Below are 24,040 nucleotides of genomic sequence, written 5' to 3'. Positions count from 1 at the left end.
ACTACTCGGAGTGCCGTGCTGGTGATTCAGTCATCGAGATGACGATCTTGCCTCTGGCGGTGCCTTTCGCGATCTGATCGAGGGCTTGCGGGGTGGAGGCGAACGGGTAGACGCGGTCGATGACCGGGCGGATGGTCCCATTCTCGACGAGTGTGGTGATCTCGCTGAGCTGTGTGCCGCTGGCCCGCATGAACAGGAACGAGTAGCCGACGCCGAGCCGTGCGGCGGTGCGCCTGGTCCGCCGGCTGAGCAGGCGGGTGGCGATCTTCAGGACGGTGTTGCCGCCGATCTCGCGGGCGAAGCCGGGGTCGGGTGGCCCGGCGATGCCGATGACCATGCCGCCGGGCTTGAGGATCGTCATCGATTTCGCCACGCTCGCAGGGCCCTGGCTGTCCAGGACGACGTCGTAGCCCTCGAGCACCGTCGCGAAGTCCTGGGTGCGGTAGTCGATGACGATGTCGGCGCCCAGCTCTTTGAGGAAGTCGGCGTTCTTGGCGCTCGCGGTGGTGGCCACGGTGGCGCCGAGGTGTTTGGCGAGTTGGATGGCGATGGTGCCGACCCCGCCGGAGCCGGCCTGGATGAGGACTTTCTGGCCGGGCCGCAGGTTCGCGCGTTCGACCAGGGCCTGCCAGGCGGTCAGGGCGACCAGGGGCAGCGAGGCGGCTTCTTCCATGGTGAGGTTGGCCGGTTTGCGCGCGAGGTCGTCCTGGCTCACGGTGAGGAATTCGGCGAAGGTGCCGATCCGGTCCTTGTCGGGGCGGGCGTAGACCTCGTCACCCGGCTGGAACGCGTGGACTCTGGCGCCGACCTGGACAACGACGCCGGCGAGGTCGTTGCCCAGGACCAGGGGCAGGCGGTAGGGCAGGAAGAGTTTGAACTCCCCTTGCGCGATCTTGGTGTCGAGCTGGTTGACGCCGGCTGCGTGGATGCGGACCAGGACCTCACCGGCGGCGACGCCGGGCTCGGGCAGTTCGGTGAGCCGGACGCCCTGCTGGCTCTGGTACCGGTCGATGACGTAGGCCTTCATGGCGTTCTCCTGGTGGTTGTCGGCGCCGGTGACGGGAGGCTCGGTGATCCGCGCTCGGCCAATTGTAGTATGGTCGTAATTCCAAGGGGCCGGAACATGACGCGAAGCACCGTCGGGCGAGGAGGAGCCGTGGCGCGCTACGGCAAGGAGCACAAGGAAGTCACGCGGCGGCGCATCGTGAAGAGTGCCGGCCGGCGACTGAAGAAGGACGGTCTGGACGGCTCCGGCGTGACGACGCTGATGGCTGATGCCGGGCTGACCAACGGCGCCTTCTACGCGCACTTCGCGTCCAAGGATGATCTGGTCGCCGCGACCATCGCCGATCAGCTGCAGGAACAGCAGGTGCTGTTGCGGCAGCTCGCGGACGAGCCGGATGGCTTCACGCGCTTCGTGCGGGCATACCTCTCCCCGGGGCACCGTGACGACGCCGAAGAGGGCTGCCCGTCCGGGGCCCTGCTGGGCGAGGTGGCCCGCAGCTCGCCGGCGATCCGCCGGGCCTACAGCACCGGCATCCTCGGTGTGGCCGACGACCTGGCCGCGCTGATGACGCCGGGTGCCCCCGCGGCAGGGCGGCGCCAGGCGCTGGGCTGCATCGCGATCCTCGTCGGGACGTTGCAGCTCGCCCGCGCGATCGATGACCCGCAGGAGTCCGAGGCGGTGCTCGCCGAAGGCGCGCGAGCCATCTCCGCCCTGCTCGCGGCCCCGGAGGCCTGACGCGCCCGGAGGCGCCGGATCGCACGTCGGCAGATGCGCGATCCGGCATCCTTGTTCCCTAATTGAATTACGGTCATAATCTAACCGAGGGTGACAGCAGTTTCGGGTGTCACCGGCGCGATCAGTACGCGGAGGGCACGCTCATGACAAACTCACCCGACCTCTCCGGGGGCATCAGCACCGGTTACCGGAGCGTCCCGACACGGACACTGACCTCCGGAGGCGTCACCTGGGCCTACCGCGTCCTCGGCGCTCCTGGTGACGTTCCGTTGATACTGTTGCCGCACCTGGCCGCGGTTCTGGACAACTGGGACCCCGCGCTGGTCGACGGGCTCGCCGCCGGCCGTCAGGTGATCGCCTTCGACAACCGCGGGGTCGGCGCCACTACCGGCGCCACGCCGACCAGCGTGGAGGCCATGGCACGCGACGCGGTGACCTTCATCCGCGCGCTGGGCCACCAGCAGGTGGACCTGCTGGGCCTGTCCCTCGGCGGCATGGTCGCCCAGGTGATCGCCCATCGCGAAGCGCACCTGGTCAGCAAGGTGATCCTCGCCGGCACCGGTCCCGCCGGCGGCCCCGGCATCACCAAGGTGACCCGCCTGTCGAACCTCGCCCTGCTGCGCGGGGCGCTGGCCCGCCAGGACCCGAAGAAATACCTGTTCTTCACCAGGACCACCAACGGGCGACGCGCCGCGGACGAGTTCCTCGCCCGCCTGCACGAACGCACCCAGGATCGGGACACCCCCGTCTCGCTGAGCACCTACCGCGCACAGCTTCGCGCCGTCAGCCGGTGGGGGCGGGCCCGCGCCGCGGACCTCTCCCTGATCCACCAGCCCACCCTGGTCGCCAACGGCGAACACGACGTCATGGTGCCCACCGCGAACTCCGTCGACCTGGCCGCCCGACTGCCGAACAGCGAACTCGTCCTCTACCCCGACGCCGGGCACGGCGGCATCTTTCAGCACCATGCCGCATTCACCACCACGGCCTCGGCCTTCCTGGCCCGCTGACCACTCCATGGCGGGACGGTGGCAAAGACGCATTTTTCATCGGCGACGAGTGGTCATCGGACGCGTTCACCGAACAGGTCACGCCGCCGGCGTACGTCTCGGACATGCGCCGGCCAGGACGCCCGCCGGTCGGCTGGATGCGCCCTGAGTGGCCTACGCGGTCGTGGCGATGCCGCCGTCGACGGGAATCACGGCGCCCGTCAGGTAGGCGCCTGCCCGGCTGGCGAGGAACACGGCGACACCCGCCATGTCATCGTCGCGGCCGATCCGGCGCAGTGGGGCCGACGCTGCGATCGCCTCGCCCAACTCCTCGAGGGTCGCCGCCATCATCGTCGACGAGAACGGCCCTGGCGCCACGGCGTTCACGGTGACGTGCTGCGGTCCCAGTTCTCTGGCGAGCACTCGGGTGAGTTGATGCAGTGCGGCCTTGCTGCTGGAGTACGAATAGTTGGGCCGGTGGGGGATGTGGATGGCGGCGATGCTGCCGATGTTGATGATCCGCGCGGGATCGTCGGCGGTGCCGGCCTGGCGGAGTGCGGGCAGCAGTTCTTGGACCAGCCAGAACGGCGACTTGAGGTTCAGATCGAGGACCGTGTCCCAGGCCGCGTCGGGGAACGTCTCCAGTGGCTCGTCCCAGATCGCGCCCGCGTTGTTGACGAGGATGTCGAGACGTTCCGAGTCGGCGGTGACGAGGTCGGACAGTCGCCGGCACTCGTCGTGGCGCGACAGGTCGGCGGGGATGGCCCGCACCTCGCCGAAGGCGGACAGCTGGTCCTGCGCCTGCGCGCATGTTTCTGCGTTGCGTGAGCTGATCACCACTCGCACGCCCGCCTGGAGAAGGCCACGCGCGATCATCATCCCGATGCCGCTGGTGCCACCGGTGACGAGCGCCCGCTTTCCACTCAGATCGAAAAGTTCCGTATGCGTGCTGAATTGGTTGACTACCATTTCCGTCTTTCTCGTTGGTCATGGGGGATGACGCGGCGACGCGTCGAGTGTTCGATTCAGCCCAATGACAGGGTCGGCAGCGGGGCTGAAGTGCACCTGTCTGCGAGGCGCTGTCGCCGTCCCGGATCAGGGTTACGGCTGCCATCGCGGGAGACGTGCTCCGGTCGTCCGGCTGGGAGCGCTGTTGCTGTGTCCCTGCCATGAAAACCCGTGTCGTGTGCGGGCGGGAGTTACTGATCTTCGGGGTAACGGCAGTACCTCCCAGCACATCGCCGCCCGACCTACGGTGGTGATGTGACCGACAGCCGGCGGCAGGAGCGGGCCGACGAGGTGCGGGAGTTTCCTCAGCACCCGGCGCGCCCGCATCACGCCCCAGCAGGCCGGACTGCCCATCTTCGGAGTCAATCGACGGGTGACCGGGTTGCGCCGGGAGGAGGTGGCACTGCTGGCCGGGGTGAGCATCGACTACTACATCCGCCTCGAGCGTGGAAATTTGAGCGGCGCCTCGGACTCGGTGCTGGACTCCTTGTCCCACGCACTTCAGCTCGACGATGCCGAACGGGCGTACCTCTACGACCTGGCCCGCGCGGTCACCGCGTCCGAGCGCCGCCCACCCGCTGCAACCGGGCGGATCCGGCCGGTGGTGCTACGGATGCTCGACGCGATGACCGACCTGCCGGCCTATATCCGCAACGGGCGGTTCGACATCCTCGCCGCCAACTCTCTGGGCCAGGCTCTGTATGCCCCGGTCTACGATTCCCCGTTGTTCGCGCGGCGTGGTCCGGTCAACACCGCGCGGTTCCTGTTCCTCGATCCTGGTTCTGTCGACTTCTGGCCCCAGTGGGAGAAGGCCGCCAACGACTCGGTCGCCTTCCTGCGCACCGAGACCGTCCGCTCGCCGCACGACAAGGGTCTGACGGACCTGATCGGCGAGCTCTCCACCAAGAGCGACGAGTTCGCCCAGCTTTGGGCCAAGCACGAGGTGAAGTTCCACCACTCCGGCGTGAAGCAACTGTGCCACCCGCTCATCGGGGATCTGGCCTTGCCGTACGAAGCCCTCGATCTACCCGCTGACCCCGGGCTCCGTATCACCATCTACTCGCCCGAGCCCGACTCACCCGGACGCCAGGCACTCGATCTTCTGGCCAGCTGGATCGGCTCCACCGCACTCGAGCACTGACAGTCGCCACGACCGGCGACGGAACCAGCTCGGCGTTGGACACCGGCTGCTGCGGTGCTCGCGGTCGACGCTGCGGGAACGTGCCTGTGCCACCAGCCGCGTCACCTCGTCGGCGGTGCCTGGGCCTGGGTGGACCACGCTCGCCGAACCTTGCACGGCGTGGACCGGATGTGGCATCAGTCGGTCTGCCCCGGTCCTCGCGCAGCTCACGCAGGAGCGGGCCGGGGCTGGACGCGCCGGCGATCTCGGTAGGAGCGTCGAAACCGTGGAAGGCGATGCGCTCACCGGGCGGCTTCTCGTTGTGGGCACGCAGCCAGTCGATCAGTTCGCGGGTGGCAGAGTGTGTGCTCCAGCCGTGACTGATGCCGGTGGTCAGGCTCGCCGGTCGCTCGTGGCCTTTCCTTGTCAGACGCGGGTGTGATGACCCACCTCGGCGCGAACGGCGGTGTCGAGATCGGTGGCGGTCAGGCCGAACGTGCGAGCTGTTTCCGTCGCGTCCATCAAGAACGGCGCGTACCACTGATAGTCCATTTCGGCCATCTCGCGGGCGATCGGTACCACCAGCCCGGCCGTCCGCATCACGAAACGCGGCATCTGCCGCAACCTGATGGGCGGCTTGCCAGCAGCGGCGGCGTAGCGCCCCGCCAGTTCCCGGATGGTGATGGCCGGCGGCGACGGCACGTGCCAGGCCCGCCCCCACGCGCGCTCGTCCAGGGCGAGCGTGGTGAGGGCCCGGGCCATGTCGGTGTTGACGGTGAACGTGTGCGGCATGTCGAGGTGTCCGGTGATCCAGGCCGTCCTGCCCTTGTCCAGCGCCGGTTCGATCAGCAGCGGGTAGATGCCGTTCGCGTCCTTGCCGATGTAGTCGGAGCCACGGACCTCGACGGTACGGATGCCGGCGGCGAGGGCCTGTTCCCACAACCGTTTGCGCAGGCGACCCTTGTGTCCCGCGGCGGCCATCGGAGTGTGCTCGTTCATCCGGCCGCCGGGCTGCGGGCCGTACGCGTACATGCTGCCGGTCAGCGCCAGCACGGCGTCGGCGGCCTTCGCGGCGGCGATCACCGCCGTCTGCAGCGGCGGCAGCAGGCGTTCCCACGAGGTGTATGACGGAGGGTTCGCGGCGTGATAGACGACCTTGGCGCCGCGGGCCGACTCGGTCAGGCGGGACGGGTCCGACGCATCCGCGGCCACCCGTTCGATCAGCGGGTGCTCGGGGCCGGACCCGCTGCGCGTGATGATCCGGACGTGCTCTCCGCGCTCGACGAGCAGGCGGGCGACGGTGGTGCCGATGGAACCGGCGCCGATGATGACATGTTCGGCCATGAGAGGCCTTCTCCTTCTGGTGAGCGTCCGGAGCGGTCGGGAGGGCCGCCTCGATTTCCTCGGTCGATCGATGTGGTCGATCGTCGCCCGAGCACACTTTCTAACGGCGTTAGAACTTCTAACGCCGTTAACCTAGGTGGGCCGGAACAGCCCCGTCAAGGGCGGCGGTTAGTGTCCGGGGACACCATCGAGAGCGAGTGACCGAGATGTCGAGCAGTCAGAGGCGAGCCCGGGAACGGGCGAGCATCCGCGACCGGATCATCGAGGCGGCGCTGCACGTCCTGGAGAACGACGGCAGCGCGGCGCTGACCATCCGGCGCATCGCGACCGACATCGAATACTCCGCACCTGTCGTCTACCAGCACTTCGCCAACAAAGAGGCACTCCTGCTGGAACTCGTGGCGTACGGTCACGGCCTCTTGCTGGTCGAGTTGCAGCAGGCCCTCGGCGAATCCGGCATCGACCAGCGCATGCTGCGGGTCGCCGCCGGGTACGTCCGGTTCGCCGGCGCACATCCGCACCTCTACGAGGTCATGAACGGCACCGCCGTCGCGGCCGACGAACGTCGGCGCGTCGCCGAACCGGCCGTCGACATCTTCAAGGACCAGCTCACCACCTGGTCACAGGCGCACGACGTGGTGCTGGCCGACCTCGATGAGGCCTGCGAGATCATCTGGGGCACCGTGTACGGCATGGCGTCGCTCGGCTGCCTCGGCACCATCGGCAACCAGCGCGCCCAGCGCCTCGCCGAACAGGCCGTGCACGCCATCCTGCTCGGCTGGCAGACCAGCGCGTCACGACCTGAGGCGCTGCTCTAGCGATCCTGCTCATCGTTCCCGGCGTGGTGTCACTGCTTCAGGGTTTGCCGGAGGTTCCCCGGCCGTGGCCCCGCGGCGATGCGGGCGACGACGGGAACACCGATCAGCGCGCGGTAGAGCAGGTAGCCCAGCACCGCGCCCAGCGTGTTCGCGGCCAGGTCGTTCACGTCCGCCGTCCGCCCGCCACTGATCAGAACGTCGGTGACGAACTGCATCACCTCGATCGCGGCGCTCATCGCCAGGCCGGTCCGCGCGACCTGCCCGACGCCGTGTACCTCGACCAGCAGCGGTAGCAATACGCCGACCGGGACCGTCATCACGATGTTCAGCACGAGCGTGGTGGTGTCGAGTCCGGCCAGCGGTACCAGATGCGCCCGCTCGTACCAGGGGACCAGGTTGCCGAAGTCGCCGGTACGGATCTGCAACGGCACGGTCACCATGGCGACCCCGGCCAGGTAACAGCTCGTCACCCCGGCCAGCAGCAGCCGCCGCACCGTGAGGTCGTGACGCCGCCACAGCACCAGCACCCAGCCGGTCACCAGCACCGCCGCCACCACGCCCCCCACGGCCGCCGCGGAGAACTCCAGGAAAATGCCGTCCATGCCGTCCATGCCGTCCATGCCGTCCATGCCGGCCAGCATGGCGACGACCCGGCCGGCGGCGGATCCACCTCACGTCGGAGCCGGCGGTACCCAGGTACCGGCGGCACGCCACGATCGATACCTGAGAGCGAGGCGCCACCGTGTCCGGCCCGCGATCATCGACGGCATGACCTTCGACCGGCCGGCCGGCTGACCCGCGGCCTAAGGTGGTCGCCGTGAACGATCGCAGCACGCTGTCCTGCACGGCCGCGGCAGCCGGCGTGCTGCTGGCCGGGGGCCTGGAGTTCGCGATGCAGGACGGGCTGCAGGAGTCCGGCCGGGGCCCGCTCGTCACGCTGGTCGTGCTCGGTACCGCCCTGGCCGTCGGCCTGGTCCGGCGGATCCCTGCCGCCTCGCTGGGGCTGGTCTGGCTGACCGCGATCGGCCAGGCGGCCACGGCGACGCCGTTCCTGCTCACCCAGGCGGCGTGGGCGGTCATCGCGTTCGGGCTGGCCCGCTGGGGTGACCGGGCCGTCCTCTGGGCGAGCGCCGCCTCGATCGTCGCCGGGCCGGTGGTCGCGGTCGTGCTGATCGGCAACGACCTGGTCTGGCTCGACCCGCCGTACGCCTCACGGAACCTGTTCGAGTCGACCGTCGACCACCTCGGGCTCGGCTGGCGGATCGGTGCCGGCCTGGTGTTCGGCGTGCTGCTCGCCATGCCCTGGCTGGGCGGGCTCACCCTGCGGATCTCCCGCCGGGCCCGCATCGACCTGGACCGGGCATCGCGCGAACGCGCGCGGGCCGAGGAGGTCGCCCGGATGCGTGCGGCCCAGACCCGCCTGGCCCGCGACGTGCACGACGTGGTCGGTCATTCCCTGGCCGTGATCCTGGCGCAGGCGGAGTCCGGCAGGTATCTGCCGGACGACGATCCCGCCGCCCTCAAGTCGGCGCTGGCGACGATCGCGACGTCGGCGCGCGCCTCGCTGGGCGACGTGCGGGAGGTCCTGACCGCGACCGGCGACACCACCGACGACCTCGACAACCTGATCGACAACCTGCGCGCCGGCGGCCACGAGGTGGTCTCCGGCCACGACGGCACGCCGCGGGCGCTGCCGGAGCCGCAGCGAGCCGCCGCCTACCGGGTGCTCCAGGAGATGCTGACCAACGCGATCCGGCACGGTCTGCGAGGAGGGGCTTTGACGGTACGCAGGATCTGGTCCTCCGACGCCCTGCAGATCGAGGTCCGCAACGGGATCGAGCCGGCCCCCGGCGACCGGCTGTCGTCACCCGGATCGGGGTCGGGGCTGGACGGCATGCGCGAGCGGCTCGCCACGGTCGGTGGCACCCTGTCCACCGGCGTGCGAGGCGAGGTGTTCGTCGTGACGGCGAGGATCCCGCTGTCATGAACGACATCACCGTGCTGGTCGTCGACGACCAGGAGCTGTTCCGGGCCGGTGTCGGGGTCATCCTCGACGCCCAGCCGGGAATCACCGTGGTCGGCGAGGCCGGCAACGGCGCGGACGCGGTACGCCTGGTGAAGGAGCTGCGGCCGGACGTCGTACTCATGGATCTGCGCATGCCGGTGATGGACGGTGTCGAAGCGACCCGGCAGATCTACGCCGCCGCGCCCTCCCCGCCGGTGCGGGTACTGGTGCTCACCACGTTCAACCTCGACGACCGGGCGGCCACCGCGATCCGGCACGGCGCGAGTGGCTTCCTGCTGAAGGACACCACGCCGGCCCAGCTGACCGACGCGGTCCGCAGCGTCCACGCGGGCAACGCGGTACTCGCCCCCAACGACCTCACAGCCCTGCTGACCAGCCACTTCCCGGCGCCGAGGCCGGTGCCGGACGCCTATCTCGCCCTGACCGGCAAGGAGCGGGTCGTCTTCCGGGCGGTGGCCCGTGGCCTGTCGAACGTGGAGATCGCCGTGGAGATCTTCGCGGGGGAGTCGACGGTGAAGACGCACGTCGGGGCGATCCTGCGCAAGCTGGCGCTGCGCGACCGGGTGCAGATCGCGGTGTTCGCCCACGAGCACGGCCTGCTGTCCTGAACCAGTTGTCCGGTTCGGCGGCCCGCCGCTCAGACAGCCCGAGCGGCGGTGGCCTCCGGTGAACGGTGTGGTGTGGTCCAGGTGACGGTCAGCCCGGCGTCGCCGCTGTGGTCGACGACGACGGCCGAGCCGTCGGCGACGTCGCCGGCCAGCAGGGCCCGGCCGATCCGGGTCTCGACCTCGCGCTGCAGATAGCGGCGTAGCGGCCGGGCGCCGAAGACGGGGTCGAAGCCCTCGGCGGCGATGTGCCGGCGCGCCGCCTCGGTCAGCTCCAAGCCCAGCTGCCGGTCGGCGAGCCGGTGCCGCAGGTCGGCGACGAGCAGGTCGACGACCTTCTCGATCTCGGGCAGGGTCAGCGGCTTGAACAGTACGACGTCGTCGACGCGGTTGAGGAACTCCGGCCGGAAATGCGCCCGCAGTTCGGCCATCACCTGGGTGCGGGCGTCGTCCTTGATGTCCCCGGCGCCGGTGACCCCGGCGAGCAGGTGTTGCGAGCCGATGTTGGAGGTCATCACGATGACGGTGTTGCGGAAATCGACTGTGCGGCCTTGCGCGTCGGTGAGCCGGCCGTCGTCGAGCAACTGCAGCAGGGTGTTGAACACGTCCGGGTGGGCCTTCTCGACCTCGTCGAACAGCACCACGCTGTACGGCTTGCGCCGTACGGCCTCGGTGAGCTGGCCGCCCTCGTCGTAGCCGACGTAACCGGGCGGGGCGCCGACCAGCCGCGAGACGGTGTGCCGTTCCTGATATTCGCTCATGTCCAGGCGGATCATGTTGTCCTCGCTGTCGAACAGCGCCGCGGCGAGGGTTTTCGCGAGTTCGGTCTTGCCGACACCGGTGGGGCCGAGGAAGAGGAACGAGCCGATCGGCCGGCGGGGGTCCTTGACGCCGGACCGGGCGCGGATGACCGCGTCGGCGACCAACCCGACGGCCTCGTCCTGGCCGACGACCCGCTCGTGCAGGATCTCGTCCAGGCGCAGCAGCTTCTGCCGTTCGCCCTCGACCAGCCGGGACACGGGTATGCCGGTCCAGCGGGAGACGATGCCGGCGATCTCGTCGTCGGTGACCACCTCGCGCAGCAACCTGCGCCGGCCTTGCTTGCCGGCCAGCCGTTCCTCCTCCGCGGCCAGGCGACGCTCGAGCTCAGGCAGTTTGCCGTGGTGGAGTTCGGCAGCCCGGTTGAGGTCGTACGCGCGTTCGGCGGCATCGGCGTCGTGGCGTACCTGCTCGATCTCCTCTCTCAGGGCCTGGACCTTGCGAATGGCCGAGCGTTCGGCCTGCCACTGCGCGCGCATCGCGTCGACCTCGCCGCGCAGGTCGGCCAGCTCCCTGCGCAGCTGATCCAACCGGGCCTTCGACGCCGGGTCGTCCTCGTTCGCCAGGGCGGCTTCCTCGATCTCGAGCCGGCGCAACCTGCGGTCGGCCTGGTCGAGCTCGGCGGGCTGGGAGTCGATTTCGGTGCGCAGCATGGCGCAGGCCTCGTCGACCAGGTCGATGGCCTTGTCGGGCAGAAATCGGTCCGAGATGTAGCGATGCGACAAGGTCACCGCTGCCACGAGTGCCGCGTCCTGGATGCGGACGCCGTGGAACACCTCTAGCCGCTCCCGCAGTCCTCGCAGGATCGAGACGGCATCCGCCACGCTGGGCTCGTCGACGACGACCGGCTGGAAGCGGCGTTCGAGGGCGGCGTCCTTCTCGATGTGCTTGCGGTACTCGTCCAGGGTGGTGGCGCCGATCATGTGCAGTTCGCCGCGGGCGAGCATCGGCTTGAGCATGTTCCCGGCGTCCATCGTGCCCTCGGCGCCGCCGCCGGCGCCGGCGACGGTGTGCAACTCGTCGACGAACAGCAGGATCCGGCCCTCGGCCGCCTTCACCTCACCGAGGACGGCCTTGAGGCGTTCCTCGAATTCGCCGCGGTACTTCGCCCCGGCCACCAGCGAGCCCATGTCCAAGGCGAAGACGGTCTTGTCGCGTAGTCCCTCCGGGACGTCGCCGTGGGCGATGCGCTGGGCCAGGCCCTCGACGATGGCGGTCTTGCCGACACCAGGGTCGCCGATGAGCACCGGGTTGTTCTTGGTCTTGCGGGATAGGATCTGCACCACCCGGCGGATCTCTGTGTCGCGGCCGATGACCGGGTCGAGCTTGCCGGCGCGGGCGTCGGCGACCAGGTCCCTGCCGTACTTCTCCAGGGCCTCGTACGCGACCTCGGGGTTGGTGGAGGTGACCCGCTGATTGCCGCGGATCCCGGTCAGAGCATCCAGGAGCCGGTCGCGGGTCAGGCCGTGCTCGTGCAGCGCCCGTCCGGCCGCCGTCTGCGAGCCTTCCTCGGCGAGTGCCAGCAGCAGATGCTCGACCGAGACGTACTCGTCCCTGAGGCGCTTGGTCTCCCGGTCGGCGGTTTCCAGCAACCGCGACAGCCGCTGGGTGACGAACACCTGCCCCGGCTGCGTCCCCGGCCCGGACACGCGGGGCCTACGGCCAAGCTCGGCTTCGACGCGACAGCCGCTGGGTGACGAACACCTGCCCCGGCTGCGTCCCCGGCCCGGACACGCGGGGCCTACGGCCAAGCTCGGCTTCGACGGTGGCGCGTACCGCGTCGGGGTCGGCGCCGGCCTGCGAGAGCAGGCGGCCGGCGAGGCCGTCCGGTGGGGCGAGCAGGGCGAGCAGCAGGTGCTCGCCGTCGACCTCGACGTGCCCGAAACGCTGCGCCCTGGTCTGCGCGTCGTGCAGCGCTTCCTGCGATTTCTGGGTCAAGCGGTGGGCGTCCATCAGCTGATCACCTCCACTGTCCGTTCCGGTCGCTGCGTTCGGCGCGCAGTGCGGCCTGCAGCTGTTCGATGCGCTCCAGCAGGTCGAGGACCACTCCGAGCGCGGTGTAGTTCAAACCGAGCCCGGCTCGTAGCCGGGTGATGCGGGCGGCCCGGGCCCGTTGCGTCGCGGGCAGCACCGGCCCCGCCGAGCCGGCGACGGCGTCCAGCAGCCCGAGTGCGACCAGCCGGGTCACCTCGTGTGGGTTCAGGCCGGTCGCGGCGGCGAACTGCGCCACTGTCAAGAGGGGTACCGGAGCCTGCCGGGCCAGGACGTAGCGCGTCATGACCGGCCTCCCGACGGTGCGGCCCGGTCATTGCGCGGGTCGAATGTGGCGGTCTGCGCGAGGCGTTGCCACAGTTGCCGCTCGTCCGGCGTCACCTGAGCCGGGATGACGATCTTGACTTCGGCGTACAGGTCACCCGCGGCGCCGTTCGGGTTGGGCATGCCGCGGCCACGCAGCCGCAGCCGCCGCCCGGACGACGACCCGGCCGGGACCTGCACCTGCACCCGGCCGCCGGGTGTGTCCACCGGCACGTTCGCGCCGAGCACCGCCTCCCACGGGGTGACCGGCAGCTGAACGGTGATGTCGCGGCCCTCGACCCGGTAGCGCGGGTGTGGGGCCAGCCGCGCGATCAGGTACAGGTCGCCGCGCGGGCCACCGCCGAGCCCGCCCGAGCCTTGCCCGGCCAGCCGGATGCGCTGCCCGTCGGTCACGCCGGCCGGCACGGTGACGTCGAAGCTGCGCGGCCCCGACGGTGTCTGCAGCGTGATCCGCCGCCGCCCGCCGGCGTAGGCGTCCGGCACGCTCAGCTCGATCTCGGCCTCGCTGTCCGCGCCCGGCGCTGACACCCTGCTGCCCCGCCCGAAACCACCGGCACCGGCGCGGCCGCCGAACAACCCGCCCAGAAGGTCGTCGATGCCCACGCCGCCGAAGCCGGTCTCGTCGAACCCACCACCGCCGGTGTTGACGTACACCCGCCGTCCACCACCGGCCGCGAACGGGTCACTGCCCGGCATCGGGCCGTCGTAGTCCTCGGGGATCTGCCGCCACTGCGGGCCGTAGCGGTCGTAGCGGGAGCGCTTCTTCGGATCCGACAGGACCTCGTAGGCCTCGTTGATGTCCTTGAACCGGTCCTCGGCGCCGGGCTCTCTGTTGAGGTCCGGATGGAAGTGGCGGGCCAGCTTGCGGTAGGCACGCTGAATCTCGTCCTGCCCGGCTGACCGCTCGACTCCCAAAACCTGGTAGTAGTCGGTTGTCGTGGTAGCCACCGCTTCGCTCCCTTGCTAGCTGTCCTGCTCGTCCCGCTCAGCTGCCGCAGTCGGCTGCTGGTGCTCGGGCGCCTGCGCGACGGTGACGACGGCCGGGCGCACCAGCGTCCCGTCGCCGGCGGCGTAGCCCGCCCGGTGTACGTCGGTCACGGTGCCCGGTTGCACGCCATCGGTGGCGGGTATCGATCCGGCGGCCTCGTGTCGGGCCGGGTCGAACCGGACCCCGGCGGTGTCGATGCGCTGGAAGCCGAGGCCGGCGAGCGCGTCGACCGCCTGGGCGTGCACGGCGCGTACTCCGGTGACGATCGACGCCGGGTCCGCGTCGGCGTGCCGCAACGCCAGTTCCAGGTTGTCCAGCACCGGCAGGAACACCGCGGTGGTGCGAGCCCGTTCGGCGCGGGCCTGCTCGGCCAGCTGCCGTTTGAACCGCTTGCGCAGGTTGTCCAGCTCCGCGACGGTCCTTCGCCACCGGTCCTCCAGCTGCGCGATCGTCGGCCCGGCATCCCGCGGGTCCGGTTCGGCCCGGGTGCCGCCCGGCGCGGTGTCCGCGTCGGCCGGCACCCGTGCCTGCGCCGCAGTGTCCGCAGCGTCCGCGTCGTGCGGACGGGCATGGTGCTGGGCGCTGGTCATCTCAGGTCACCTCCCTGTGTCGCTCGTCGCAGGCCGCTCAGCCGGCCGGGGAGTAGTCGGCGTCGATCACGTCGTCCCCGCCCGCGGCCGGACCGGCCGTCGTGCCGCCGGCTCCGGTGGCGGTGGACCCTGCCGAGGTGGTGGCCAGGCCGTGCAGCATCTGCTGCAGGTCGGCGGTCAGCGAGCGGATCCGGTCCAGCGGGGTCTCGTCCTTGATCGCCTGCCGGGCGTCACCGACCAGCATCTCGGCGCGGGCCCTGTCGTGCACCGCCACGCCGTCACCGAGCTCGGCCAGGCGCCGCTCGAGTTGGTAGGCGGCCGAGTCGAGGGTGTTACGGGCCTCCACCTGCTCACGCAGCTTCGCGTCGTCGGCCCGGTGCTGTTCGGCGTCGGCGACCATCCGCTGCACGTCCGCCTCGTCCAGGGTGCCCGAGCCGGAGATGGTGATCTTCCGCTCGGTCCCGGTGGCGGAGTCCTTGGCGGAGACGTTGAGGATGCCGTTGGCGTCGATGTCGAAGGTGACCTCGATCTGCGGCACCCCGCGCGGCGCCGGCGGGATGTTCTCCAGCCGCAACCGGCCCAGCACCCGGTTGTCGGCGGCCTTCTCCCGCTCGCCCTGCAGCACCACCACATCCACGGCGGGCTGGTTGTCCTCGGCGGTGGTGAAGGCCTCGGAGCGGCGGGTCGGGATGGTGGTGTTGCGCTCGATCAGCTTGGTCATCAGCCCGCCCAGGGTCTCCACACCGAGCGACAGCGGGGTGACGTCCAGCAGCAGGACATCCTTGACCTCGCCCTGCAGCACGGCGGCCTGCACGGCGGCGCCGAGCGCGACGACCTCGTCGGGGTTGACCGACATGTTCGGCTCCTTGCCGCCGGTCAGCCGCTTCACCAGCGCCTGCACCGCCGGAATGCGGGTCGAGCCGCCGACCAGGATCACCTCGTCCAGATCGTTCTCGCTGATCTTCGCGTCCGCCAGGGCTTGGCGTACCGGCCCGAGGCAGCGTTCCACCAGGTCGGCGGTGAGCTGGTCGAACTTCGCCCGCGTGACCGTGGTGATCAAATGCTTCGGACCGGAACCGTCGGCGGTGATGAACGGCAGGTTCACCTGCGTCTGGGTCACCGACGACAGCTCGGTCTTGGCCTTCTCGGCGGCCTCGTAGAGCCGCTGCAGCGCCTGCGGGTCGGTACGCAGGTCGATGCCGTTGTCGCGCTGGAACTCCTGGGCGAGATGATCGACCAGGCGGCGGTCGAAGTCGTCGCCACCCAGGTGGGTGTCACCGGCGGTGGATCGCACCTCGACCACACCGTCACCGACGTCCAGGATGCTGACGTCGAACGTGCCACCACCGAGGTCGAACACCAGGACCGTCTCGTGGCCCTTCTTGTCCAGCCCGTAGGCCAGCGCCGCCGCGGTGGGCTCGTTGATGATCCGCAGCACGTTCAGCCCGGCGATCCGGCCGGCGGCCTTGGTGGCCTGTCGCTGTGCGTCGTTGAAGTACGCGGGCACGGTGATCACCGCGTCGGTGACCTTTTCGCCCAGATGCTTGGCGGCGTCGTCGACCAGCTTGCGCAGCACCTGTGCGCTGATCTCCTCCGGCGCGTACTGCTTACCCCGGACGGCGAAGCGGACCGCGCCCTCCGGGCCCGCGGTCACGTCGTACGAAACCTGATCGGCTTCCGTTTCGATCTCCTCGTGGCGGCGGCCGATGAACCGCTTGGCCGACGAGATCGTGCCCTTCGGGTTCAGCACGGCCTGCCGGCGCGCGAGCTGCCCGACGAGGCGCTCGCCGCTGTCGGGGAACGCCACCACCGACGGTGTCGTCCGCCCGCCCTCCGCGTTCGCGATCACCTGCGGCGCTTCGCCCTCGTACACGGCCACGACGGAGTTGGTGGTGCCCAAGTCGATACCTACGGCGTGTCCCATGGCCAACCTCCTTCACGTCGGGAATCGCCGAAGCTCTCGTCTTCAACCAATAAAACTTGAGCCTCCATCTGTCAACTCTTTGGCTGGGGTCCAGGCGGACCTGGTCCGGATGTGCGGGCCGGGACACCGATGCCTGAGTCCGGTGGCAGGTCTGGTTGTCCGATGGTCCGGCTCGGCTCGGGCGCTCGCGAGTGTGATAGAAGTCGGGACGTGAAGGGTCACGGGGAGGCGGCCGGCCCGCGGGAGAGGCAGCCGCGGGACGATCTGGTGCGCCGCGCCGCCCCTCTGCTGCCGGAGGGCGCACCGATCCGGCAGGTGTTCGTCTGCCAGTCGGCACCGAGTTTCCTGTTCTTCGTCATCACCTACGTGACCGGCCTGACCATGTTCTGGATCAAGTACCGGTGCGTGGCCGTGACCGACGACGCCATCTACGTGCTGGAGAGCACCACGTTCTCCGGCGGCGCCGACCCGCGACGACTGATCGGCACCCTGCCGCGCCGCACCCGGCTCGGCCCGGTCCGCGGCCGCTGGGCGAAGATCAGTCTCCGCGGCGAGACCTGCTGGGTCCATCGGCGCTTCCACGCCCAGATCACCGCCGCCGACGAAACGGCCGGCTTCGCCGCGTGACCGGCCGCAGGTAGCGGAACCCTTCGGCGTTGTCCGCGGTAGCGGCGCCGGGAGGTCTGCCGGTGCCGTCTGGCTGATTCGCCCCCTGGAAGGGTGGACAACCGCGATGACGCCGACCTCGCGACCACCGCCGCCGAGCAGGCCGTCGACTACCTGTTCAACCCCTGATCGCGGCCGCCACCGGCGAGCGGGCTCTCCACCTGAGGATCCCCGGCGATGACGTCGGCGGAGCCCGCGCCGGACAGCGGCCGCCGGCGCGCGGCGGCCGCGCAGTCGAGCGCCACCAGCGCGAAGTTGGTGGCCGCCGCCGCGCCGAGCACCGCCCAGAGCGGAGCGACGATGCCGTCCGCCGAGCCGTAACCGATCACGGCGCCGAGGGTCGCCCCGCCGATCGCGGCCGACAGGCCGGCCCGGCGCATGCGGGCGGAACGGTCCGGGCGTGTCCAGCACAGGTGGGCGCCGATGCCCACCGCCAGGCTGACCGGCAGGATGGTGGCCACCGCTCCGCTGATGGCGAGTGACGGCAGCATCGTCCAGACCAGCAGAGTCGCCAGCAGCCAGGAACCCGAGCCGATCGGGAGAGGCGTCAGGATCCGCAGCCACAATCCGGCCCGGGGGCGGAAACCGCCGTGGCGGCGGACGTGCCGGGCGAACCCGGCGAGCAGTGCCAGGGCGAGCGCCGCACCGCCGAGGGCGACACCGAGAAGGATTTTGGCGATGGTGGCCATGCTGAGCGCCGGGGGAGTGAAGTCGACGGGTTGCGTGACGAAGTGGGACGCGTCGACGGCACCGGTGTCGAAGAAGGTGGTCAGCAGGTGCCGGCCGGCCTCGGGCTGGTACTCCCAGATGTCGCCGGTGTGGCCCATCTCCGGCAGGATCACCTGACGGCCCCGGGAGAGGGACGGCAGCAGGTCCCGGGCGGCGAGTTGAGCCGGGGTGGAGAAGTCGACGGAGCCGCTGACCAGCAACGTCTCGACGTCGCTGGTCCGCACGGTGCGGTACTCGGCGTTGTCGGGGCTGTCCGGCCACACGGTGGCGTACCCGGCCGGGCCGCCCCACAGGAAGTCCGAACCCGAGTTGCGGAGGATGGAGCCCGGGTCGCCGCCGGCGGCGTAGTAGCGCTGGGCGGCCGGTGCGTCGATCATGGCGAATGAGGCGAACTGGCCCCAGACGATCGAGCTGGGCAGCACGACGTCGCCCAGTGCCGACATCGCCCAGAAGCCGCTGGCGTCGCCGGCGGCGGCGCGCAGGTACGCGTCGATGACGTTCGGTGCGTTGCGCGGTGCGGAGTCCATACCGTTCATCTGCATGCCGTACAGGGCCACGGTGCGTACGGTGCTGTTCTTGATGTGCAGCGGACCCCACCTGCTCGGCGCGTCGGTGCCGGCCGACCTCATCGAGGCCGCCAGATCAGGGGTACGGGCGGAACAACGGCTGTCGGCCTTGCACAGTTGCGCGTACTGGTCGATCTGCGAGTCGGTGATCGCCGGATCCCAGATCATGTGACCGGGCGGGTTCACCGAGAGCATGGCCGAGCGGGCCAGCGACGCCGGGTGACGCCACGAGTAGACCATCGCGGTACGCGTGCCGGCGCTGGAGCTGAGCAGGTTGATCCGCTGATAGCCCAGCGCCTGGCGAGCGGCTTCCAGGTCGTCCACCTGCTGGGCCACCGAGTAGGCGGTGAGATCGACACCGAGTCCGGTCAGCCGGGTCGCGCAGGCCCGGAAGGCCGCGGTGACGGCGCGCTGAGACTTCGCGCCGGTGATGTCGGCCGACGATTCCAGGGTGCCGGTGACCTCGGGGCAGTCCAGACGCCGGGATCCGTCGACGCCGCGGTAGCCGACGAGTACGACGTCGTGTTTCCCGGTGAGCCGACCGGCCTGGGGAAAGGTCATGTTCGTCGCGCCGGGTCCACCGCCGAGCCGGAAGATCGGCTCTGCGGGCGACGCGACGGTGGCGCGTACCCGGATCACCGGCAGTGCGATGAGCTCCGACCGAGGATCTCGCCGGTTCTCGGGGACCACCAGGGTGCCGCAGTCGGCCGGCGCCTTTCCGGATTCCGTCTGGTACTCGCAGGCATGCATCGTCACCGACCCCGGCCGGGCTCCCGGCGGGACGGTCGCGGCCGGCGGTGCGCTCGTCGCGACGACCGGGATCAACCCGATGATCAGTGCGGTCGTCACCAGACCGGCCGACCTGAGGACGGTGGGGCGGCGCGGCGTGAATTTCACCATGCCCGCAAACCTAGAGATCCGTGATCATGGAATCCTCCCTCCGTGGACAGAGGTGATCTCCCCCGCGCGAGGGATGCGCCGACCGGTCGGAACCGGTCATGTTCACCTGATCATCGTCGTCGAAGGGTGCCCGTTGAGCAGTTACGCCAGGGCGCATCGCCGCCTCACCCGCCAGTCGTTGCTGGTCACGGCCGCCTGCGTGACTTTCGATGTGCTCGCTTTCGTCGTGCAGGACCTGCCGGTCGGCGGCTGGCGCTGGATGGTGGTACTCCTCGCCGTCATCGCGGCGGATGCCGCGCTCGCCACCCCGACGCGGTACTCCGGCCTGGTCGCCGTGGCGGCCGTCGGTGTCAACGTGGGCGGCGCCGTCCTGTTGGGCGGGCCGCGGTCACTGGGGCTCAACGAGACCGGGGTACTGGTCGCGTCGTTCCGGGCCGGAGCCTGGCTGCGCGGCGGCTTCGCGGTCGGCAGCCTCGTCGTGGTCGTCCTCGGCCTCGTCATCGCTCACCTGGTCCGCGGCTATGCCTTCGACTGGCACGTCGTGGTCGCCGCTTTGAAGATCGGGATGGTCTCCTGGCTCGTCGGGCGGTACACGACGGCCCGGCGCAGGCACCTCGACGAGCTGAGGAAGCGGACCGAACTGGAGGAACGCGATGCCCGCGAGGCCGTCGAGCGAGCCGTCGCCGAGGATCGCGCGGCAACCGCCCGCGACCTGCACGACGTCATCACGCATCACGTGAGCGCGATCAGTGTGCACGCCGGGGCGGCCCGGCTGCGGTTCGCCCGAGCCGGAGCCGACGATGCCGCGCTCGGTTCGCTGCGCTCGGTCGAGCAGGCGAGCCGTTCCGCGTTGGGCGATCTGAGGCACATGCTCGACGTGCTGCACGGCCAGCGGTCAGCGGCGGACGAGCAGCCCGGCCTGGACCGGATCGACGAGCTGCTGCACGGGTTCCGCACCGCGGGAATGGCGGCGCGCTGCACGATCACCGGGACGCCGTTCGGCCTTCCGCAGACGCTCGACGGCGCCCTGTACCGCATCGTCCAGGAGATGCTGACCAACGCGTTACGGCACGGTGACGGCAGCACCATCGAGGTTGCCGTGCGCTACCGGGCGCACACGGTCGAGGTGGAGACGATCAACCCGTACCGTCCTCCCGCCGGTGCCCACGGCCAGGGCCGCGGTCTCAGCGGGATCCGGGAGCGTACCGAAGCCTTCGGCGGCCGGATGATCAGCGGCCCGCAGCCGGACGGCCGTCACTGGAGCACCGCCGTCATCATCGATCTGGAGGATTCCCGTTGACCTCGCCCGCACCGGTCACCGTGCTGCTGGCCGACGATCATGCGCTGTTCCGCTCGGGCTTCCGCGCCCTTCTCGACACCCAGGACGATCTCGTCTGCGTGGCGGAGGCGGCCGACGGTGACCAGGCCGTCGAGGGGACGCTGCGGCTGCGCCCCGACGTCGCCGTTCTCGACGTGCGCATGCCCCGGCGTGACGGGCTGGCCGCGGCCGGCGCCATCCTGGCCGCGCCCGGTAACAAGACCCGGGTCATCGTGCTGACGACACACGACACCGACGACCTCGTACGCCGAGCCATGACCGCCGGGGCATGCGGCTTTCTGCTCAAGTCGATGCCACCGGAGGAGATGCTCTCCGCCATCCGTATCGCCGCGCGCGGAGACTTCCTTCTCGATCCTTCGATCCTGCGGCGTCACGCGGCCCGGTTCGCCAGCACCCTGGCAGTGCCGGAGGAGCAGCCGGCAGCGCTCAACCGTTTGACCGCCCGCGAACGGGAGGTGCTGCAACTGCTCAGCCGGGCACTCACCAACGCGGAGATCGCCGGGCTTCTGCACGTCGGTGAGCAGACCGTCAAGACCCATGTCTCCAACATCCTGCACAAACTCGACCTGCGGGACCGAACCCACGCGGTCGCGTACGCGCATCTCACCGGCTTCGCCAAGATCCCCGGCGGCCGGCGGCCCTGAGCGCCGGCGCCTCGTGCGCGCGACCTCGTTCCAGGCCCGCGCGGCCGACCGGGTCCGGAGTCAGATGGCGGGAAGCTCGCCGCCGTCGACGTTCAGGCTGGCGCCGGTGATCCACTGGGCTCGGTCGGAGACGGAGGAACGCGACGGTCTCGGCGATGTCACGCGGGTCACCGGGGCGCCCGAGCGGGACGCCCGCGGTGGTCGCGGCGAGCTCGACGCCCATCGCGTCGGCGAAGTTCTGGCGGATCGCGTCGGCTCCGGGGGCGAGCACGTTGCCGGGCATGATCGTGGTGACCCGGATCCCGGCGGGCGCGAGCTCGGCGGCGAGCGCCTTGCCGTAGGTGTTGAGCGCGGCCTTGGCGGCGGCGTAGTGCGCCAGCGGCGGGCTGGGCAGGATCGCCGACCCGGAGGAGATGTTGACGATCGCGCTGCCGGCTCGGCCTCGCGCAGCGCCGGCAGCAGCGCGTTGGTGACGCGTACGGCGGACAGGTAGTTGAGGTCGAGGGCGTCGAGCCATTCCTCGTCGGGGATGGAGGCGATGCCGCCGAGGTGGGTCCGGGCCGCGGCGGCGTTGTTCACCACGATGTCGACGCCGCCGAGTTCGCGCAGCGCTGCCGCGGTGAAGGCCTGAACGCCGGCGAGCGTGCTGAGGTCGCCCTGGAGGAAGGTGGCGCCCTTCGGTGTCTCGTCGGTGGCGTTGCGTGCCGTGGTGACGACGCTCGCGCCGCCGTCGAGCAGCCGCTGCACGATGGCCGCGCCGATCCCGCGAGAGCCGCCGGTGACGATCGCCCCGGCGGCCCTAGTAGACCTCGATCTTCCCGGTCGGCCGGGGGCTGTAGGTGTCGTTGAAGAAGTACTCGCCGCGGCGCCGGAACGTGTAGGTGAACGACTCGCCCGGCTGCAGGCGGATGTCGAACAGTCCCTCGAAGAACTGGGTCGCGCCGTGCACGTTGACGTTGCCGGCCGGGTTGATGAAGGTGACGGTGGTGCCGGCCGGGACCCGCAGGTGGGTCGGTGCCATGGCGTTGACGGCGGTCGACTCGGTGCTGCCGACCGTTCCGGTGGCGGCGTCGAAGGTGCGGGCCAGCACCACGGTGTTGCCGACGACGCTGCCCTCCACGGGGCCGCCGGAGACCGGGCGGCGGATCACCGGCGGCCGGGGTGCGGGCGCGGGCGGCACCGTGCCGCCGAGGGCGAAGGCCCAGAGGAAGTCGCCGCGCGGCGCCGAGTCGCCGTACGGGATGCCGGTTCCGCCCGCGTACACCGCGAGGTACTGCACGCCGTCGACCTCGTACATGATCGGGCTGGAGCTGATCGCGGCGCCGGTCTGGAAACGCCACTTCTCCCGGCCGTTGTGCGCGTCCAGGGCGAGCAGGTTGCCGTCCGGCTGGCCGATGTAGATCAGGTCGCCGGCCGTGCTGAGCAGGCCGTTGCCGTGTGCCAGCGAGTACGGCATCCGCCGCTTCCAGCGCACCGTGTTGGTGCTCGGGTCGACGGCGACGACTCCGCCGGTCTGGTACTCGCCGGGCGGGCGCAGGCCGTTGCTGGCCTCGGTGAGCGAGTGGGCGGCGGCGACGTAGCCGTACCCGGTGTAGACCAGCCCGGTGGAGTGGCTGAACGACTGGTGGTTCCAGTCGGCGCCGCCGCCGTGGCCGGGAATGGACAGCACCGGCACGTCCCAGTGCGGGTCGTAGAGCGCGCCCTGGACGTAGTTGGGCACCGCGCGGTTCGGGTCGCCGGGCACCGACGTGCCGAGGGGCTGGTCCACCACGCGGGTCTCGGTCCACGGTCCCTGGCGCGGGAACGGCTGGGTGGGCCAGGTCTTCTGCCGGGGCTCCTGGGGGACGGGCACCTCGTCGATGCCCAGGGGCGCGGAGCCGTCGACCCGGTCGAGGATGAAGTACATGCCGGACTTGCTGCCGTACACAAGGATCTTGCGCATTTTGCCGCGGATCCGGACGTCGGCCAGCACCGGTGCCATCACGTTGTCCATGTCCCAGATGTCGTGGTGGATGGACTGGAAGTGCCAGCGGTACTGCCCGGTCTTCAGGTCGAGCGCGACGACCGAGCTGGAGAACAGGTTCAGGCCCTCGCGGCCGGACCCGTCCTGCGACGAGTTGTTGCCGCGCGCGTTGCCGAAGGTCCAGTAGACCAGGCCCAGCTCCGGGTCGAGCGCCGGGTGGATCCACGGCGTCGCGCCGCCGACCTGCCAGGAGTCGCCGGCCCAGGTGTCGTTGCCGAGCTCGCCCGGCCCGGGTGTGCCCCAGAAGTTCCAGACCAGCGAGCCGTCGGTGGCGCTCAGCGCGAGCGCGGCGGCGCGGGCGCTGTCGTGCGTGCCGACGTGCAGCAGGCCGTCGTGGTACGTGATGGCGACCTTCTCCATGGTGCCGTACCCGGTGATCTGCTTCTCCCAGAGGACCGCGCCGGTCTCCTGGTCGAGGGCGATCACCCAGCTGCCCTTGCCGTGGGTGAAGACCTTGCCCGCGCCGACGGCGACACCGCGGCGGGTCACCGTGCCCCGGGTCTGGGTGTACTTCCACTTGGTCTGACCGGTGCGCCCGTCGACGGCGATGACGTTGCCCAGCGCCGATTCGATGTAGAGCACGCCGCCGACCGCGACCGCGGTGCTCTGATTGGTGCCGGTGGTCAGCCCGCCCTCGATCCGGTTGACCCAGGCGCCTCCGAGGCGGTGGACGGTGCCGAGGCGGATGTCGTCGAGGGCCGAATAGTTCTGGTTGCCGTAGTTGCCGCCGACCTTGGGGAAGTCCTTTCCGCCCGGTGTCGTGCAGGACCGGGCCGGCGCCGCGGCCGCGGGGAGCGGGGTCAGTGTGGCGGCGGCCGCCGTGACGGCGACCCCCTTGAGGACGTCTCGCCGGGGAACTTCGATGGCCACTGCTCATCCCTTCTC

At 70.4% G+C, this 24,040-nt stretch carries 22 protein-coding genes and 3 pseudogenes; 9 read left to right on the top strand and 16 right to left on the bottom strand.

Going from position 1 to position 24,040, the window contains the following annotated elements; translation table 11 throughout:
* Window position 1: 1 nt before the first annotated feature.
* The gene (locus tag ADL15_RS26670; protein ID WP_067696898.1) at window positions 2-1,027 is read right to left on the bottom strand and encodes an NADP-dependent oxidoreductase; all 1,026 of its coding nucleotides are present in this window, start codon (window positions 1,025-1,027) and stop codon (window positions 2-4) included.
* A 129-nt stretch (window positions 1,028-1,156) separates the two neighbouring features.
* On the opposite strand from ADL15_RS26670, the gene ADL15_RS26665 reads away from it, so the two are divergent.
* Window positions 1,157-1,741, top strand: a complete 585-nt coding sequence (locus ADL15_RS26665) for a TetR/AcrR family transcriptional regulator (protein WP_067696896.1) — start codon at window positions 1,157-1,159, stop codon at window positions 1,739-1,741.
* Between the two features lie 143 nt (window positions 1,742-1,884).
* Window positions 1,885-2,751 carry an alpha/beta fold hydrolase gene (locus tag ADL15_RS26660; RefSeq protein ID WP_067696894.1) on the top strand — a complete coding sequence of 289 codons (867 nt, stop codon included), beginning with the start codon at window positions 1,885-1,887 and terminating at the stop codon, window positions 2,749-2,751.
* Between the two features lie 153 nt (window positions 2,752-2,904).
* Here the strand turns inward: ADL15_RS26660 and ADL15_RS26655 are convergent, their stop codons facing one another.
* Complete coding sequence (locus ADL15_RS26655) at window positions 2,905-3,699, bottom strand: SDR family oxidoreductase (RefSeq protein ID WP_067696892.1); 795 nt, start codon at window positions 3,697-3,699, stop codon at window positions 2,905-2,907.
* A gap of 412 nt (window positions 3,700-4,111) precedes the next feature.
* Between ADL15_RS26655 and ADL15_RS26650 the strand changes: the two genes are divergently transcribed.
* Window positions 4,112-4,879, top strand: a complete 768-nt coding sequence (locus ADL15_RS26650; protein ID WP_338025575.1) for a helix-turn-helix transcriptional regulator — start codon at window positions 4,112-4,114, stop codon at window positions 4,877-4,879.
* Here the strand turns inward: ADL15_RS26650 and ADL15_RS57130 are convergent.
* The 3 genes and pseudogenes from ADL15_RS57130 to ADL15_RS26645 all read right to left on the bottom strand — a co-directional run.
* Window positions 4,814-5,098 (bottom strand): annotated as a pseudogene (locus ADL15_RS57130) (DUF6194 family protein); the annotation flags it as partial. The gene ADL15_RS26650 and the pseudogene ADL15_RS57130 overlap by 66 nt on opposite strands.
* Window positions 5,055-5,255, bottom strand: a pseudogene (locus ADL15_RS55640) (erythromycin esterase family protein); the annotation flags it as partial. The pseudogenes ADL15_RS57130 and ADL15_RS55640, both read right to left, overlap by 44 nt.
* A 29-nt stretch (window positions 5,256-5,284) precedes the next feature.
* Window positions 5,285-6,202, bottom strand: a complete 918-nt coding sequence (locus ADL15_RS26645; protein ID WP_067696888.1) for an NAD-dependent epimerase/dehydratase family protein — start codon at window positions 6,200-6,202, stop codon at window positions 5,285-5,287.
* A 206-nt stretch (window positions 6,203-6,408) separates the two neighbouring features.
* Between ADL15_RS26645 and ADL15_RS26640 the strand changes: the two genes are divergently transcribed.
* Window positions 6,409-7,020 carry a TetR/AcrR family transcriptional regulator gene (locus tag ADL15_RS26640; RefSeq protein WP_067697024.1) on the top strand — a complete coding sequence of 204 codons (612 nt, stop codon included), beginning with the start codon at window positions 6,409-6,411 and terminating at the stop codon, window positions 7,018-7,020.
* Window positions 7,021-7,049: 29 nt separating this feature from the next.
* On the opposite strand, the gene ADL15_RS26635 is transcribed toward ADL15_RS26640, so the two are convergent.
* Window positions 7,050-7,649, bottom strand: a complete 600-nt coding sequence (locus tag ADL15_RS26635; protein ID WP_198171020.1) for a VanZ family protein — start codon at window positions 7,647-7,649, stop codon at window positions 7,050-7,052.
* 188 nt (window positions 7,650-7,837) lie between these two features.
* On the opposite strand from ADL15_RS26635, the gene ADL15_RS26630 reads away from it, so the two are divergent.
* Both ADL15_RS26630 and ADL15_RS26625 read left to right on the top strand, forming a co-directional pair.
* A complete protein-coding gene (locus ADL15_RS26630; protein ID WP_157441614.1) occupies window positions 7,838-9,007 on the top strand; it encodes a sensor histidine kinase in 1,170 nt (389 codons plus the stop codon).
* Window positions 9,004-9,654 (top strand): response regulator, encoded by a 651-nt coding sequence (locus ADL15_RS26625; protein ID WP_067696883.1) that lies wholly within the window; start codon window positions 9,004-9,006, stop codon window positions 9,652-9,654. Before ADL15_RS26630 ends, ADL15_RS26625 begins: the two co-directional genes overlap by 4 nt.
* 29 nt (window positions 9,655-9,683) lie before the next feature.
* Here the strand turns inward: ADL15_RS26625 and clpB are convergent, their stop codons facing one another.
* Genes clpB through dnaK form a run of 6 tightly spaced genes read right to left on the bottom strand, consistent with a single transcriptional unit; the run spans window position 9,684 to window position 16,288 of the window.
* Window positions 9,684-12,119 (bottom strand): ATP-dependent chaperone ClpB, encoded by a 2,436-nt coding sequence (clpB, locus tag ADL15_RS26620; protein ID WP_449369308.1) that lies wholly within the window; start codon window positions 12,117-12,119, stop codon window positions 9,684-9,686.
* Between the two features lie 7 nt (window positions 12,120-12,126).
* Window positions 12,127-12,423: a Clp protease N-terminal domain-containing protein gene (locus tag ADL15_RS57390; protein WP_449369307.1), complete on the bottom strand. Its 297-nt coding sequence runs from the start codon at window positions 12,421-12,423 to the stop codon at window positions 12,127-12,129.
* Window positions 12,424-12,430: 7 nt separating this feature from the next.
* Entirely contained in the window at window positions 12,431-12,748 is a 318-nt protein-coding gene (locus ADL15_RS26615; RefSeq protein ID WP_067696881.1) for a chaperone modulator CbpM, read from the bottom strand.
* On the bottom strand, window positions 12,745-13,734 hold the full coding sequence (locus tag ADL15_RS26610; protein WP_067696879.1) for a DnaJ C-terminal domain-containing protein: 990 nt from the start codon (window positions 13,732-13,734) through the stop codon (window positions 12,745-12,747). The genes ADL15_RS26615 and ADL15_RS26610 overlap by 4 nt, the downstream gene beginning before the upstream one ends.
* A gap of 15 nt (window positions 13,735-13,749) precedes the next feature.
* Window positions 13,750-14,364, bottom strand: a complete 615-nt coding sequence (locus ADL15_RS26605; RefSeq protein ID WP_067696876.1) for a nucleotide exchange factor GrpE — start codon at window positions 14,362-14,364, stop codon at window positions 13,750-13,752.
* A 37-nt stretch (window positions 14,365-14,401) separates the two neighbouring features.
* Entirely contained in the window at window positions 14,402-16,288 is a 1,887-nt protein-coding gene (dnaK, locus tag ADL15_RS26600; RefSeq protein WP_067696873.1) for a molecular chaperone DnaK, read from the bottom strand.
* 210 nt (window positions 16,289-16,498) lie between these two features.
* On the opposite strand from dnaK, the gene ADL15_RS26595 reads away from it, so the two are divergent.
* Window positions 16,499-16,915, top strand: a complete 417-nt coding sequence (locus ADL15_RS26595; RefSeq protein ID WP_067696870.1) for a hypothetical protein — start codon at window positions 16,499-16,501, stop codon at window positions 16,913-16,915.
* Window positions 16,916-17,064: 149 nt separating this feature from the next.
* On the opposite strand, the gene ADL15_RS26590 is transcribed toward ADL15_RS26595, so the two are convergent.
* Window positions 17,065-19,149 (bottom strand): alpha/beta fold hydrolase, encoded by a 2,085-nt coding sequence (locus ADL15_RS26590; protein ID WP_067696868.1) that lies wholly within the window; start codon window positions 19,147-19,149, stop codon window positions 17,065-17,067.
* A gap of 199 nt (window positions 19,150-19,348) precedes the next feature.
* Here ADL15_RS26590 and ADL15_RS26585 point away from each other — a divergent pair, with 199 nt between their 5' ends.
* The gene (locus tag ADL15_RS26585; protein WP_198171019.1) at window positions 19,349-20,449 is read left to right on the top strand and encodes a sensor histidine kinase; all 1,101 of its coding nucleotides are present in this window, start codon (window positions 19,349-19,351) and stop codon (window positions 20,447-20,449) included.
* On the top strand, window positions 20,446-21,132 hold the full coding sequence (locus tag ADL15_RS26580) for a response regulator (protein WP_067696865.1): 687 nt from the start codon (window positions 20,446-20,448) through the stop codon (window positions 21,130-21,132). The genes ADL15_RS26585 and ADL15_RS26580 overlap by 4 nt, the downstream gene beginning before the upstream one ends.
* Here ADL15_RS26580 and ADL15_RS55635 read toward each other — a convergent pair.
* From ADL15_RS55635 to ADL15_RS26575, 3 genes and pseudogenes are all read right to left on the bottom strand, one after another.
* Window positions 21,092-21,649: an SDR family oxidoreductase gene (locus ADL15_RS55635; protein WP_232344341.1), complete on the bottom strand. Its 558-nt coding sequence runs from the start codon at window positions 21,647-21,649 to the stop codon at window positions 21,092-21,094. The two genes, ADL15_RS26580 and ADL15_RS55635, sit on opposite strands and share 41 nt — an antisense overlap.
* A pseudogene (locus ADL15_RS56870) lies at window positions 21,637-21,879 on the bottom strand (SDR family NAD(P)-dependent oxidoreductase); the annotation flags it as partial. The gene ADL15_RS55635 and the pseudogene ADL15_RS56870, both read right to left, overlap by 13 nt.
* A 52-nt stretch (window positions 21,880-21,931) precedes the next feature.
* Window positions 21,932-24,025: an outer membrane protein assembly factor BamB family protein gene (locus tag ADL15_RS26575; protein WP_067696862.1), complete on the bottom strand. Its 2,094-nt coding sequence runs from the start codon at window positions 24,023-24,025 to the stop codon at window positions 21,932-21,934.
* Between the last annotated feature and the right edge of the window lie 15 nt (window positions 24,026-24,040).

The sequence above is a fragment of the Actinoplanes awajinensis subsp. mycoplanecinus genome (assembly GCF_001509495.1).
Lineage (GTDB): Bacteria > Actinomycetota > Actinomycetes > Mycobacteriales > Micromonosporaceae > Actinoplanes > Actinoplanes palleronii.
This window is presented reverse-complemented; position numbering and strand designations above follow the sequence as displayed.

Excerpts from the sequence above, each read along its gene's own strand:
- ADL15_RS26590 (WP_067696868.1), bottom strand. The coding sequence starts at position 19,149 with ATGGTGAAATTCACGCCGCGCCGCCCCACCGTCCTCAGGTCGGCCGGT.
- ADL15_RS26645 (WP_067696888.1), bottom strand. The coding sequence starts at position 6,202 with ATGGCCGAACATGTCATCATCGGCGCCGGTTCCATCGGCACCACCGTC.
- dnaK (WP_067696873.1), bottom strand. The coding sequence starts at position 16,288 with ATGGGACACGCCGTAGGTATCGACTTGGGCACCACCAACTCCGTCGTG.
- ADL15_RS26660 (WP_067696894.1), top strand. The coding sequence starts at position 1,885 with ATGACAAACTCACCCGACCTCTCCGGGGGCATCAGCACCGGTTACCGG.
- ADL15_RS26605 (WP_067696876.1), bottom strand. The coding sequence starts at position 14,364 with ATGACCAGCGCCCAGCACCATGCCCGTCCGCACGACGCGGACGCTGCG.
- ADL15_RS26640 (WP_067697024.1), top strand. The coding sequence starts at position 6,409 with ATGTCGAGCAGTCAGAGGCGAGCCCGGGAACGGGCGAGCATCCGCGAC.
- ADL15_RS26615 (WP_067696881.1), bottom strand. The coding sequence starts at position 12,748 with ATGACGCGCTACGTCCTGGCCCGGCAGGCTCCGGTACCCCTCTTGACA.
- ADL15_RS26625 (WP_067696883.1), top strand. The coding sequence starts at position 9,004 with ATGAACGACATCACCGTGCTGGTCGTCGACGACCAGGAGCTGTTCCGG.
- ADL15_RS26670 (WP_067696898.1), bottom strand. The coding sequence starts at position 1,027 with ATGAAGGCCTACGTCATCGACCGGTACCAGAGCCAGCAGGGCGTCCGG.
- ADL15_RS57390 (WP_449369307.1), bottom strand. The coding sequence starts at position 12,423 with ATGGACGCCCACCGCTTGACCCAGAAATCGCAGGAAGCGCTGCACGAC.
- ADL15_RS26635 (WP_198171020.1), bottom strand. The coding sequence starts at position 7,649 with ATGGACGGCATGGACGGCATGGACGGCATGGACGGCATTTTCCTGGAG.
- ADL15_RS26655 (WP_067696892.1), bottom strand. The coding sequence starts at position 3,699 with ATGGTAGTCAACCAATTCAGCACGCATACGGAACTTTTCGATCTGAGT.
- ADL15_RS55635 (WP_232344341.1), bottom strand. The coding sequence starts at position 21,649 with ATGGCTCGACGCCCTCGACCTCAACTACCTGTCCGCCGTACGCGTCAC.